Annotated in this window: 12 protein-coding genes; all 12 read left to right on the top strand. The window is 32.4% G+C overall.

The annotated features are described in order from the left end of the window. The first annotated feature begins 4 nt into the window (after positions 1–4). Positions 5–1,132 carry a glycosyltransferase gene (locus OM074_RS00860; protein WP_301197372.1) on the top strand — a complete coding sequence of 376 codons (1,128 nt, stop codon included), beginning with the start codon at positions 5–7 and terminating at the stop codon, positions 1,130–1,132. A 24-nt stretch (positions 1,133–1,156) separates the two neighbouring features. Then, a complete protein-coding gene (locus OM074_RS00855) occupies positions 1,157–2,392 on the top strand; it encodes an EpsG family protein (RefSeq protein WP_301197371.1) in 1,236 nt (411 codons plus the stop codon). 12 nt (positions 2,393–2,404) lie between these two features. After that, positions 2,405–3,517 (top strand): hypothetical protein, encoded by a 1,113-nt coding sequence (locus OM074_RS00850; RefSeq protein ID WP_301197370.1) that lies wholly within the window; start codon positions 2,405–2,407, stop codon positions 3,515–3,517. 50 nt (positions 3,518–3,567) lie between these two features. After that, positions 3,568–4,710 carry a CapA family protein gene (locus OM074_RS00845; RefSeq protein WP_301197369.1) on the top strand — a complete coding sequence of 381 codons (1,143 nt, stop codon included), beginning with the start codon at positions 3,568–3,570 and terminating at the stop codon, positions 4,708–4,710. A 10-nt stretch (positions 4,711–4,720) separates the two neighbouring features. Then, positions 4,721–6,643 carry an asparagine synthase (glutamine-hydrolyzing) gene (asnB, locus tag OM074_RS00840; RefSeq protein WP_301197368.1) on the top strand — a complete coding sequence of 641 codons (1,923 nt, stop codon included), beginning with the start codon at positions 4,721–4,723 and terminating at the stop codon, positions 6,641–6,643. A 33-nt stretch (positions 6,644–6,676) separates the two neighbouring features. After that, a complete protein-coding gene (locus OM074_RS00835; protein WP_301197367.1) occupies positions 6,677–7,699 on the top strand; it encodes an ATP-grasp domain-containing protein in 1,023 nt (340 codons plus the stop codon). Continuing rightward, positions 7,696–8,748 carry a glycosyltransferase family 4 protein gene (locus tag OM074_RS00830; RefSeq protein ID WP_301197366.1) on the top strand — a complete coding sequence of 351 codons (1,053 nt, stop codon included), beginning with the start codon at positions 7,696–7,698 and terminating at the stop codon, positions 8,746–8,748. The genes OM074_RS00835 and OM074_RS00830 overlap by 4 nt, the downstream gene beginning before the upstream one ends. Before the next feature lie 43 nt (positions 8,749–8,791). Next, complete coding sequence (locus OM074_RS00825; protein ID WP_301197365.1) at positions 8,792–9,880, top strand: glycosyltransferase; 1,089 nt, start codon at positions 8,792–8,794, stop codon at positions 9,878–9,880. Positions 9,881–9,935: 55 nt separating this feature from the next. Further along, positions 9,936–10,964, top strand: a complete 1,029-nt coding sequence (locus tag OM074_RS00820; protein ID WP_301197364.1) for a glycosyltransferase — start codon at positions 9,936–9,938, stop codon at positions 10,962–10,964. Between the two features lie 5 nt (positions 10,965–10,969). Next, the gene (locus OM074_RS00815) at positions 10,970–11,866 is read left to right on the top strand and encodes an NAD-dependent epimerase/dehydratase family protein (protein ID WP_301197363.1); all 897 of its coding nucleotides are present in this window, start codon (positions 10,970–10,972) and stop codon (positions 11,864–11,866) included. Between the two features lie 66 nt (positions 11,867–11,932). Next, entirely contained in the window at positions 11,933–13,066 is a 1,134-nt protein-coding gene (locus OM074_RS00810) for a glycosyltransferase family 4 protein (protein ID WP_301197362.1), read from the top strand. Between the two features lie 290 nt (positions 13,067–13,356). Beyond that, positions 13,357–14,514 (top strand): glycosyltransferase family 4 protein, encoded by a 1,158-nt coding sequence (locus tag OM074_RS00805; protein WP_301197361.1) that lies wholly within the window; start codon positions 13,357–13,359, stop codon positions 14,512–14,514. Positions 14,515–14,518: the final 4 nt, after the last annotated feature.

The following is a 14,518-nucleotide window of genomic DNA, read 5'->3' as shown; positions in this document are numbered from 1 at the left end:
TTTAATGGATAAAAAAAAAGTTTTACTAGTTTCTAACGGATTTTACCCTGAAATTTCACCTAGAAGTTTCAGAGCTACAGAATTAGCAAAAGAACTATATAGAAAAGGTCATTCTGTTACAGTTTATTCAAAACATAGAGATCATGATTATTCTTCTTTTCTGAAAGAATATCCAATAACTTTTAAAATGTGGAGGAAACCGTTTTTTCCAGAGCTTAGAAGTGTTGGAATATCTTTCCTTGATAGATTATTAGCTATTATTAAAAGGATCTTAGGAATTTTGGTGGAATATCCTGCTATAATGGATATGTTAAAGGTAAAGTCTGTTTTAAATAATGAGGAGAATTACGATTTGCTGATTTCTTTTGCAGTTCCATACCCCGTTCATTGGGGGGCTGCCTGGAGTAGAAGTGGAAAACATCGTATTGCAAAAGTTTGGGTAGCTGATTGTGGGGATCCCTATATGCTATCCCGGTTTGATTCTTTTAGAAAGCCTTTTTACTTTAAATACATGGAAGACTCTTTTTGTAGGAAATGCGATTATATTTCTATTCCATTTAGTGAGTTGCAAGAGCAGTTTTACCCTCAGTATAGATCTAAAATGAGAGTTATTCCTCAGGGGTTTAATTTTAACGAGGTTAAATTAAGTACCGTCTCACACTGTAACAAAGAATTAACTTTCATTTTTTCGGGTAGTGTTATCCCCGGGGTACGAGATTTAAACTTGTTTTTTGATTATATATCAAACTCAACTCATGAATTTATATTTGTAGTTTATACTAATCAGCCTGATTATTATAGAAAATATAAGGATGTTTTAGGTAATAAGTTGGAACTTAGGGATTATGTGGATAGGTTGTCTTTGATTTTTGAGTTAAGCAAAGCCGATTTTTTAATTAATGTTGATACAATACATGATAGTAATGAGAACATTGAAGCTATTCCGAGTAAGCTTATAGATTACTCACTTTCCAATCGACCTATCCTAAATATAAATTCAGCTAATCTTGATGAAGAGAATATAGATCGTTTTTTTAATAAGGACTATTCTGGGAGAAGAATTATTGATAAAGAAAGATTTAATATTGAAAAAGTAGCAAATAAATTTCTTGAGCTAACAAAATCAGAATAATCGTAGTGTCAAATGGCTGATTTTATGAATTCACGTTTTGAAATATGGAATTATTATACCAGGAATAATAGAAGTGTTTATTTCTATATATTATTTTTTATTTGGCCATTTGTTGGATTTTTGAGTGCAGTTTTCAATTTTAGGGATCAAAATGCTCGAAGAGTTATTTATCTTTTCCTGATCTATTATGGATTTTTATTTGTAAATGATACGGTAGGGATTGATTCCTACTCATACAGTCTTAAGTTAGTTGAAAATTCCTATTTATCATTTAGCGAATTTTGGTCTTCAGTAGATACTGATATTGTTGAGCCATTAATATCATTTTTAATCTCCAGGATAACGACAGAGGATAGTTTGTATTTTGCTTTTTGGGCTGCATTTATGGGCTATTTTTATATTAAGTCTATTGAAATGCTAAGTGAAAAATTTGACCCCTCCTTTAATATAAATAGAATAATTTTTGTTGTTTTATTTATATTTATCTCCCCAATAACAGATATTAGTGGTATACGAATGCCAACCGCGACCTGGGTTTTTTTTTATGGAGCAATGCGCGTTCTAATTAATGGAGATAAAAAGTTTCTATTACTGACTCTATGTGCATCTCTAATACATTGGAGTTTTATTACTGTAAATTTACTATTGTTTGTTTATGTTTTAATGGGCAATAAAAATATTATATATATTCCAATCGCTGTTTTATCATTTGTATTGCCTGGTTTGTTGAGTCCCTTGTTTTCATTGCTTTCAGTAAAGTTTGGAGGGTCGGTACAGGAAAGATACAGCGGTTATAGCAATGAATCATATATGGAGGCTGTAATAGCTGCCAAAGAAAATGCTTCCTGGTTTATGAAGGTTATGAATGAATATATGTTTTACTTTCTGATTTTAGGGATCATTTTTGTTTTTGTTATTAGTTTAAAAATGCAAAAAACAAAAGGTGAATCAAACCTATTTAGTTTTTTATTGCTATTGGTTTCGTTTGTCAATTTTGGGAGTGCAATTCCAACCTTTGGAGGTCGTTACAGATATGTTTTTTATTTATTTGCTTCTTTCTTTATTCTGTTGTTTTTTAATAAAACAGAAGGGCGAAAGATTCATCCTATAAACATGGTGGGACTATTACCTATTTTAGTATTTGTTATGGTTCAGTTCCGAATAGGAACCGGAAGTATAAATGCTTGGATGTTATGTCCAGTATTCGGGTTGCCCCTGTTTATTGGTGATTTGTCGTTATCAAGTGTGTTGTTTAATTGAAATGTAAAACGATTGAAAACAAAAATAATTAAAAACATAAAAGGACTTTATAACTTATTTGGTTGGTCCACATCAAGAAAAATTGTTGTAATCGAGTCTGATGATTGGGGGAGTATTAGAATGCCATCCATCGAAGTTTATAATAAATTTAGACAAAAAGGTTTTGATCTGACAAATTCTGATTATAACAGACTTGATAGTTTAGAATGTAATGACGATCTGAGTGAACTTTTGGGGGTGTTGGATTCTTATAAAGACTCCATTGGTAATTCGGCTGTAATAACGGCTAATATGGTAGTGGGGAATCCTGATTTCAGGAAAATTAAAGAATCTGGGTTTACTGAATATCATGTAGAGAAGGTAGAGGAAACCCTATCGAGATATGATCATCATGATAGAGTGTTGAGTTTATGGAAAGAAGGTTATTCAAAACATTTGTTCTATCCTCAGTTTCATGCCCGTGAGCATGTAAATGTGGTGAGGTGGATGGATGAGCTTAATAAAAGGACTAAGGAGATTCTTTATTCATTTGAAAATGGAACTACGTTTTCGGGAAAGGGAGATTATAGCTTTATGGAAGTATTGGATTACAATACTCCGAAAGATCTGCATTTTATGAAAGAGAGCCTTAAGGAAGGGTTAAATATGTTTGAGGAATTATTTGGTTTTAGATCAAAATCATTTATTCCTCCATGTTACGCATGGGATAGTAATGTTGAAGACACTCTGGCAAAAGGAGGGGTTAAATATATACAAGGATTATTTGTGCAGTGTGTTCCTACGGGTACTTTTGGTGAATATAAAAGAAAGTATCATTTTATGGGAAGTAAAAACTCTTATGGGCAAAGGTATTTGGTTAGGAATTGTTTTTTTGAACCGTCTATAACAAATAATAACGATCCGGTTGGAGAGTGTTTGCAAAGGATTCAATACTCTTTTAGGTATAATAAGCCAGCAATTATTTCTTCGCATAGAATTAATTTTATTGGGGCTCTTGTAAAGAAGAATCGGGAAGTAAATTTAATATTGCTTGGAAAGTTGCTGAAAGAAATAGTAAAAAGGTGGCCTGATGTTGAGTTTATGACTTCCGATCAACTCGGGGATTTGATGACGGCCAATGACTAAACATTTACTATGCATTATAGAGTTTGTTGTAGCTAAATATTTTGACTATAGTGAATAACGAGACAGTAAAAATACTTATCACGGGCGATTTTTGTCCTATAAATAGGGTTGAAGAACTTTCTAAGCAAGGAGAAATAAAATCAATATTTAATGATTTTATAGAAGAGCTTAAAGGAAATGATCTGAATATTGTAGATTTAGAATGCCCTTTAACAAATTCGGAAACAACAAGACCTAAGACCGGTCCATATCAGAAAGCACACCCTATAACAATTAATGCATTAAAATATGCTGATGTTTCAGCAGTAACCATGTCGAATAATCATATTATGGATTACGACAGCAAAGGGGTACAAGAAACTTTGAATCTTTGTAGTGCCAATGGAATAGAAACAATTGGAATAGGAAAATCAGGAGATGAGGCTTCAAAAATATACTCAGTTAATATAAAAGGAAAAAAAATAGGTGTTTTGACCTATGCCGACAATGAGTTTCTTACTACTTCTGAAGGAATTTATTCTGCTAATCCTTTAGATACCGTAAAATGCTATTATGATATTAAAGAAGCAAAAGAATCACACCACTACGTAATTGTAATTATTCATGGTGGAAATGAATTCTATAACTTACCTTCTCCGCGTACTAAAAAACTTTTTAGGTATATGGTGGATGTTGGTGCAGATGTAGTTTTATCACATCATACTCATGTTTTTTCCGGGTATGAGCAATATAATGGGAAACCTATTTTTTATGGCTTGGGAAATTTTGTTTATGATTGGCCCGGTAAAGTAAATTCAGATTGGAATAGAGGGTATGCTGTTCGACTTGAAATTTCTGATAATATTGATTATAAAATCATTCCTCTTAAACAAGGAAATGAACAACCTGGCGTATTTAAATTGTCACAAGATGAGAAAGTTATTTTTAGTAGAGATATTGAAATGTTAAGTAAAATCATTAGTGATGATATTGAGTTAGAGAAAAGATTTCAAGAGTATTGTGAGTCTGTTTTTCCTATGTATGATGCGTTTATCGAGCCGTATTTCGGTAAGTATATAATGGCTCTTCAAAAAAGAGGGTTTTTGCCGAAATTGTTGTCAAGAAAAAAACGATTATTCCATTTAAATTTATCTCGTTGTGAATCTCATCGAGAGGTTTTGTTACGAATGCTTCATAAATATGAGTGTAAATAATTTTTAATTTATGTGTGGAATTGCTGGATATATTTGTAAAAAGTCAATCGGAATACAAGATACTTCTAACATTATTTCTATGTTGAAGGTGCAAAAGCATAGAGGACCTGATGATTCTGGTATAAGAGCTTTTGATATGTGTTCTGGTGACTCCATGGAATTTGGTTATGATATGACTGAAGAGGTTAAAGCTCATTTTAATGGAGTTTTGGGATTTAACCGTTTGAGTATTTTAGATCTTTCCTCCAATGGGCATCAACCTATGATTAGTCCCAATGGTAAGGTTATATTGTCCCTGAATGGGGAGATTTATAATGCTTTTGATCATACAAAGGAGTTGGTTGAATGGGGGTATGCTTTTAAGAGTTCAACCGATACGGAAGTTGCATTGGCCTTGTATCTTAGGTATGGATTTGAAGGTATGTTGAATAGATTAAATGGTATGTTCGCCATTGTTGTAATCGATTTATCAAAAAAAGAGCTCTATATAACCAGAGATAGGTTTGGGATAAAACCAATGTACTACATTGATAATGGAGAAGTGTTTGGGTTTTCTTCGGAGCTCAAGAGTTTTAAATATCTACCAAATTTTAAGTTTGAACTTAATCATGCCAAACTAGATGAATATCTGTTATTTCGAAATAATTTGAATGGAACCCTATACAAGAATGTTGAAGCGCTTTTACCGGGACATTATTTAACTTATTCCGAAAAGAATGGGCTATCTGTCACTCGCTTTTTCAATATAGATGAGTATAAACGGGATAACAATTCTCAGGAAAAAATTGAAGGTTTTGGGATGAAACTTGAATCATGGCTGGAAAAAAGTGTGAAAAGTCAATTGATGAGTGATGTAAAGTTAGGATGCCAGTTATCAGGAGGAATTGATTCATCACTTGTAACATGGTTGGCAAACCGGGCCAGTTCAAATGGAAACTTCGAATCTGTTTCAATAGTTTTTGATAATGAACGGTTTTCAGAAGAAAAGTATATAAATCAGGTAAGGGATATACTAAATATTGAGGCTCATAAATTTCTGCTGGATTCAGAGTATTATCTGAATAATTTTGAAAAAGCTACCTGGCATTTAGAATCCCCTATTAATCATCCTAATACCATAGGAATATACAAGCTTTCTCAAAGAGCAAAAGAGTATGTTACTGTTCTTTTAAGTGGTGAAGGTGCTGATGAGGTTTTTGGTGGATACCAAAGGTTTTATGATTTAAATTATCCCTACCATTACTTAAAGGTTTTAAGAGAAGTAAAGAAAGGATTAAAATATCCTTCTGGACTAATGGATTACATGGATCCATCTTATAGGGCTATAATGGCTACCTCGTTTATGAATCCCCAAATGGCAAAAGAAATAATGCCCGACTTTAATAAAGAGAAAGCCATCTATGATAGAAGAGCTCTATATAATTCAGTTTCCGGATCAATTTTCGATAAACAGGTAAAATATGAAATGCAAACTTATTTGCCCGATTTATTGGTCCGACAAGATAAAATGTCAATGGCGCATTCTATTGAAAACCGAGTTCCTTTCCTCGACAATAATATTGTTGAGAAATCATTTTCAATTCCAGAAAAGTATTTGCTTTTAAGAAAAAGTGAAGAAGGAAATAATGCTAACAAGTATTTATTAAAGAAGATGACAGCAAAGGCTTTCGGAAATCATTTTGCGTTTAGGGATAAAATGGGCTTTGGTATTCCTATTAGGGAGTTTTTTCTAAATCATTCTTTTAAGGAGTACCTTAATGATGAGATATTGGTTTCTGTTCGTAGAAGGGGATTGTTTAATGATGCACAATTTAATAAGTGGATTTCGAACATAAGAAGTTTGAGATATGCTGAGTTGGAAGCATTGTGGGTTGTTGTATCGTTTGAGATATGGGCTTCGATTTATTTAGATGGAAAGCGAATAAACGATTAGTATAATTAGAAATCAATCCTAAAATTGAAATTTATGAAAATTGGTATACATAAAGCCAAAGGTTCCTTTAGTGAAAGGTGGATTCCTTATTGTGAAGAAAATAATATTGATTACAAGATTGTAGACTGTTATAGGAGCAATATTATTCAGCAATTGTCTGATTGTGACGCTTTGATGTGGCATTTCAATCATAAAGGAGCCAGGGAATGTAAGTTTGCCAAGCAGTTATTATATGCAGTAAAGAAGTCGGGTAAAGAAGTGTTTCCTGATTTCAATACAGTCTGGCATTTTGATGATAAGGTAGGGCAAAAGTATTTGTTAGAGGCTATTGGTGCGCCATTAGCTCCTTCATATGTATTTTATACAAAGAAAGATGCCATAGGATGGGCAAAGAATACTGTTTATCCAAAAGTTTTTAAACTACGAAATGGGGCAGGTTCTGATAATGTGAAACTTGTAAAAAACTATGGTCAGGCTAAGAGGTTGATAAATAAATCGTTTGGAAAGGGTTTTAAACAATATGAAGCATGGTCTAATTTGAAAGAAAGATTTAGAAAGTTTTCAATAGGAAAGGCAACACTATTGGATTTAGTGAAAGGATCGGTTAGGTTATTTTACACTACTGAATATGCTAGGATGGCAGGTAGAGAAATTGGCTATGTTTATTTTCAGGATTTTATACCTCAAAATAATTTTGACATAAGAGTTTGTGTTGTTGGAGATAAGGCCTTTGCCATAAAAAGAATGGTTAGAGAAAATGATTTTAGAGCTTCCGGTAGTGGTTTTATTTATTATGAGAAGGATCATTTTAATGAAGAAACTATTCAATGGGCGCTTGAAGTGTCAAATAAGCTAGGAGATCAATGCATGGCCTATGATTTTGTGTTTCAGGATAAAAATCCATTGATTGTGGAAATTAGTTATGGATTTGCTAAAGAAGGTTATGATGCCTGTGTTGGCTATTGGGATAAAGATATGAATTGGTATGAAGGAAAATTTAATCCCTATGGTTGGATGGTTGATGGGATTGTTAAGAATATTAACTCAAAAATATGAGAAATAGAAGATTCTTATACTTATATCGAGAGATTAATCCATATAACATCCCAGTTCTTAAAGAAATTGTTAAACTGGGATACGAAGTGATATGTGTACATGAGACAAAGAAAAAGCTAGTGCCTTATCAAGTGCCTGATTTAAAGAATGTAGTTTTTTATGAGAGAAAAGATTTTGATCAAAGGGCGATTAATAGAATGGTGTTAGAATTTAATCCTCATATTGCATATGTCAGTGATATTACTATTCCAATGTATAATAAAGCAGCCAAGTTATTGAGGAAAGAAAATGGGATATCAGTTATAATGGGATTTGATACACAATGGCGTGGTGGGAAACAATGGGCAAACGTATTGACAGCAGGATTTAGACATAGAAAGTATTTTTCGCATGTTTTGATTGCCGGTATGAGACAATATGAATATGCCAAAAGATTGGGCTATAAGAATAATCAAATCCTTTGGCCTATGAATTCAGCGGATATAGATACTTTCCTTAAAGTTCCTATCGAATTTGAAAAGTTTAATGGACCCAGGAAGTTTCTTTACGTAGGAAGATTTGCAGAAGCAAAAGGGCTTAAATATTTAATAAAAGCCTGGTCTGAAATAGAAAATAAAAATGGAGCAACCTTAACGTTAGTAGGTAATGGTCCTTTGAGAGCCCAAATTGAATCCTATAAGGATATAACAATAAGGGAATTTATGAGCCAGGATGAGTTGTCTAAATTGGCAGAGGAATCCAGCTGTTTTATTCTTCCCTCTATCTTTGAGCCATGGGCATTAGTGATACACGAATTTGCGGCGTCTGGATTACCGTTAATAGTAACCAATGCTTGTGGAGCAGCTTCTCATTTTTTAATTAATAATTATAATGGCTTTTTAGTAAATCCTCATAGTAGTGATGAACTGAAAAAGGCAATAGAAAAAGTAATTTATTCTTCTGATGAAAAATTATTTGAATTAGCTGAGAGAAGCAGGGCGCTATCCAAAAGTATTTCACCTATAATGGTGGCTTCTGCAATATCATCAGTTGATTTAACATGTTCCTGATTATGCAAAAACTAATATCGCTTTTTATATGAATTGTTCAGATATGAAAATTTTAATCGTTTTACCCAAATTAACCTGTGGAGGAACAGAACGTAGTGCCGCAGAGTTGGCAAATTATATGGCTGGTTGTGGAGGGGATGTCTCTATTGTGCTAATGTATAACAAACCTAAATTTTATGAACTTCATCCTAAAGTAAAGTTAATTGAACCCAATATCAATCAAAGTAAGATTAGTAAATACCTTTATATTTTTTTTGTATTATATTTTCTTAGATCACAATTTAAAAGATCAAAGCCAGATGTTATTTTTTGTTTAGGTTATATAGCTTTATCTTTATTTTCTAGTCTGGGGCTAAAATCAAAAGTGGTTGTATCCTTTAGATCGAGTCCAACTAGGGTAAGGTACCCCAATAACAGGCTCCTTAATAAAATATATAAGATTGCTCATTATTTAATGAGAATACGAGTTGATGGGGTAATTGCACAAACAAAAATGGCAGCCAGTGTTTTTGGAAAAAAGTACAGTGCTCCGGTTGAAGTTATTCCTAATTTTCTTAGAAAAATAAATAAGATAGAAGCTGAAAGAGAAAATCAAATAATAAATGTAGGGCATTGTGCGTTTGAAAAGGGACAAAAATACTTAATACAATCATTTGCAAAACTCAATGCTCCGGATTGGAAGTTGGTTATTGTTGGTGATGGTCCCTTGAAGGATGAATTAAAGTTGTTGGCTTCAGAATTGGGAGTAGCTGACCGAGTTGTTTTTGCAGGATATCAAAAGAACGTGGATTTGTTTTTATCAAAAAGTAAGATATTTGCATTTACATCCATTATTGAAGGATATCCAAATGCCTTAATTGAAGCAATGGCTATCCCGCTTCCTCCTGTTAGTTTTGATTGTGAAGCAGGTCCTTCAGATATTATTCAAAATGGGATAAATGGATATTTGGTTAAAGTTAAAGATGTCGAAGAATTCGCATCAAAACTTCAAATGCTAATAGATAATGAGGAGTTAAGAAAAAGCCTTCAAAATAAGGCATTGCAGATAAGAGTTGCTAATGACTTGAAAATAATAGCTGTTAAATATTTAGATTTTTTTGATTTTATATATAAGGGTAGGGGGAAAAAATAATACTTAGTTTTATTGACTGACTTAAAAATATTAATTGTTAAATGTAAGCAAAAGTATGATAGCCTTAGTTGATTCATGTAAAGATACATCTGGCCATAATGTGATTTATTTGAAAGAGTTGCATTCAATTGAAAATACTGAAGTTGTTTCTTTAGATATAGATAATGGAGAGCAGAATAATGTTTTTGCATTTTTATATAATAGATATAAAAATTTTAAAAAGCAGCTAAGTGTTGCAAATTCTGCAAGAATTATACACTTTTTACATGCAGATTTGTATTATATGGTTCCATTTTTAAAAAAATTCTATAATAAAGAGCGGCGGGTGATACTGACGATGCATTATTTCCCAACAGGAAGAATAAGACAAAAGTTATTGAAAAATTTCTGTAGTAAAGCTAATAAGGTAATTGTTCATTCTTCATATATAAAGAGTCAGTACAATAATATTGGAATAAGGAATGTAGAATACATTGATTATCCCTCATTTTATGATTATTCAAAAATACAAAATAGTAGAGTGTTAAAAATACAAATGGGATTAGAAGAAGGTGATATTGTTTTTAGCGCACTAGGGGGTACACGATTTGATAAAGGTTTGGATATTTTAATAGATGCATTTTCTATGCTATCCCCAGATATAAAAAAGAGAGTGGTGTTGAATATAGCTGGTAGACCATTGATATTTAAAGAAGATTTCATTAAAAAAAAGGCATTAGGTGCAAACTTTAAAATGAGACTAGTTTTAAAGGAACTGTCAGAAGATGAATTTCTTGAAAATGTTGTAGTTAGTAATTATATTGTTCTTCCCTATAGAAAAGATTTTACTGGAAATAGTGGTCCTATGACTGAGGCTGTTGTTAATAGAATACCTTGCATTGTTTCTGATCATGGTAATATTGGGTATTTAACAAAAGTATTTAAAATTGGAAGAACATTTAGAAGTGAAGAACCGAATAGTTTAGCAGATGTAATAAAAGAAGAGGTGCTTAATTCAAAAGATTACGATTTTAGTTATGCCAATAATTTATCGAAGAAGAGTTTTATTGATAAGCATAAATATTTGTATAATAGTGTTGTGTAATTTTTATGAAGGTAATAATTATAGGTTCCAAAGGTTTTATTGGTCAAAATCTTGTAAAGTATTTTGAATATAAAAACTATCAAGTTTGGAAGGCGGATGTAGTCGTTGATTATGCGGATACTGATCGATACTTTTTAATTGATGTATCAAATTCTGATTTTAACACAGTTTTTCATTTCCAGAAATATGATATCTGTATTAATTGTTCAGGAGCTGCTAGTGTGCCGGATTCTCTAAAAAATCCAATGCGAGATTATTATCTCAATGCAGTTAATGTATTTAAGATTTTGTCTGCAATTAATCAGTTTCAACCAGAATGTAAGTTTATCAATTTAGGAAGTGCCGCGGTTTATGGTAACCCACAAACACTACCTGTATCCGAAGATGCAAAGCGAAACCCTTTATCACCCTATGGATTCCATAAACTTCAGGCAGAACAGATATGTGAGGAATTTTATAGCTTTTTTAAACTACAAACATGTTCTCTGAGAATATTTTCGGTATATGGAGCAGGTCTTCAAAAGCAGCTTTTTTGGGACTTAAATAAAAAAGCAAATTCAGGAGAAACTTTTACCTTATTTGGAACAGGAGAAGAATCAAGAGATTTTATTCATGTAGATGATCTGGCAAGGGCTATTGAACGAGTGGCCCAATCGACATATTTCAGGGCAGATGTAATTAATATTGCCAATGGTGAAGAGGTAAAAATAAAAGATGCGGTTGCTACTTTTTTTAGTTTTTATCCATATGATATAAGGTATTCCTTTTCTGGGGATTCCAGAAAAGGAGATCCTCTTAATTGGAAAGCTGATATTCTACGTTTGAAGTCTCTAGGCTATCATCCATCAGTAAAAATGGTTGATGGACTTAAAGGCTATTATGATTGGCTTCATGTTGAATAATGTATTGAGCATATACTATTTATTTATAATAGAAAGTATAATTTTTTTTTAATGACTTCACCTAATTTGAAAAGACTAAAAATAGGCCTTTTATTTAATTTTCAGCCTACCTGGATGGGGGGGATTACCTATATTATAAATTTGGTAAAAACTTTCAATTATTTAAAAGACGAGGATAAACCAGAGATAACCCTATTTTATAGTGCAGATCTTAAGAAGCATATTGGGGAGTTTCAATATCCATACCTTAAGCTAATAGAACAAAATGCTCCCTCGTTAATTAAAGGTTTTCTTTTGTCTTTTATTAAAAGAAAAAACGTTTTTGTCGATGATCTAGTGGTAGAGCATAATCTTGATGCAATTTATCCTGCACGTAATTATCCGGTAAAGAGCAGAACAAAGGCCAAAATAGTAGCTTGGTATGCAGATCTGCAGCATAAATACTATCCAAAATTTTTTACCAGAGAGACATTAGTGCATAGAGCTGTTCGGTTATTTTTTATGCTTAAGAATTCTTCTGATTTAGTAGTTTCCAGTAGGGCGGTTTTGGATGATTTTTATCGATTTTATAAAATTCGAAAAGAATTAAATATACATGTTTTTCATTTTGTGTCCATAAATAAGGATTTTGAGAGTAACGGAATAGAACAGCTAAGGGGAAAATATAATTTGCCGGAGAATTACTTTATGGTATCAAATCAGTTTCACAAACACAAGAATCATAAAGTTTTGTTACTTGCATTAGCTCGGCTGAATGAGATAGGAATAAAAAAATATATTGCAATGACTGGGAGTTTTCCCCAAGCGACTAATTCTCAATACATTGCAGAATTACATGAGTTGATAGAAAAACATAATCTTTCAGATCAGATTAATTTTTTGGGGCTAATACCACGTGCAGATCAGATACAATTAATGAAAAACTGTCAGGCAATTATTCAACCTAGCTTATTTGAAGGTTGGAGTACGGTGATTGAAGATGCTATTTCTATTCAGGTGCCAGTTATTGCTGCAAATTTGCCTGTAAACATTGAGCAGTTGGGAGATAAAGCAATTTATTTTGAGCCACATAAAGACGAACAATTAAGCGATATTTTATGTAACTATCCAGAAAGGGATTTTCATCATAAGCCATATGGAAACTACGATGAAAGAATAGTGAATTCTGTTGAGATATTGATGAAGGTATTTGTAAAATAATTGTTTGAAGAGAATTATCATATATTATTAAAACAATAAATGAAAATGCATTTTGGAGTGCAGACTGCGATATGAATGCACTTCGTCAATATTTCCATCATAAAATCTCAGGGTATAATGAGCAGAAATACTATTATGGACAATGCTGGAAGACGGATTGATAACTCAGGAATATTATGATAATATAGTAGCAGATTTTGATCAGACCGACGGTGTAGCAGAAATTATTTGAAGATCTGGAATATCAAAGAAAGCGGTGAAAAAATATGAGAAATATTTAGCAAGTAATAATGGGAGCTATCGAAACTAAACCCAAAAGAAAAATTGTATTTGTTAATCAGGCCACTGGTTATCTCACAATTGATGTTGTAAACACCTTTGCGAAGGATTATGATGAGGTAGCCCTGATATGTGGAAGTGTCAGAGTGCAAGATGTTGAATTGGATTCCAAAGTGGATATATCTAAAATATCCATATACGATAGAGGTAATAACTTTAGAAAGGCTTTTAGTTGGGCACTAGGAACATTGCAAGTTTTCTTTTTGCTTCTCATAAAATATAGAAAGCATGAAGTGTTCTATTATACAATACCACCTTCTGCATATTTACTTGCTTCTTTTTTTAGATCTTCATTTTATATTATGATATATGATCTCTATCCAGATGCACTAAAAATACGAGGGCGTTCTGAAGATCGGTTGCTTTATAAATGGTGGGCAAAACAAAATAAAAAAGTGTTTCAGAAAGCATGTAAGGTTTTTACATTGAGTAATCAGTTGAAAGAAGGTGTAAAAAAGTATTACCCGAATGCCAATGTGGAAGTAATTCATAATTGGTCTGCTTTTTCTGGGAAATTACCTGTTGACAGAGAGCATAATAGTATTATTAGAAGAGAAGGATTGTCAGGAAAATTTGTTGTGCAGTATTCAGGTAATATTGGTGTTACACATAATGTTGAGGTAATTGTAGAACTTGCTGAAAGCCTGAGTAATAATGGTGATATTGAGTTTTTGATAATAGGAAGAGGAGAACGTAAAAATGTAATTGAGAGACTTATTAAAGAGAGGGATTTGGGAAATTGTAAGGTTTTGCCTTTCCGTAAAGATGAAGAGTTATATGAATCTTTGTGTGTTCCTTACATATCAATTGTAACACTGGATGATAGAGTTCCTGATATAAGCGTGCCAAGTAAAGTCTACAATATTTTAGCATCCGGGGTTCCAATTATGGCAGTAGCATCTCTTGAATCTTCTATTGCAAATTTGGTGCAAACTCATAATATAGGCCGTACTTTTTTAAAGGATGATATAGTAGGAATGAAAGAATTTATCTTAGATCTTAGAAACAACCCTGATAAGTTGAAAGCTATTAGCCGTAATTCTATTGAGGCTTCAAAAGAGTACACAAATCAAAATGCTGTTAGAATATATGAATCTTGCTTAGGCTAAGTAT

The organism is Plebeiibacterium marinum (genome assembly GCF_026013615.1).
Classification (GTDB): domain Bacteria; phylum Bacteroidota; class Bacteroidia; order Bacteroidales; family Marinilabiliaceae; genus Saccharicrinis; species Saccharicrinis marinus_A.
The sequence above is the reverse complement of the archived record's forward strand: the minus strand, read 5'-3'. Positions and strand labels throughout refer to the sequence as shown.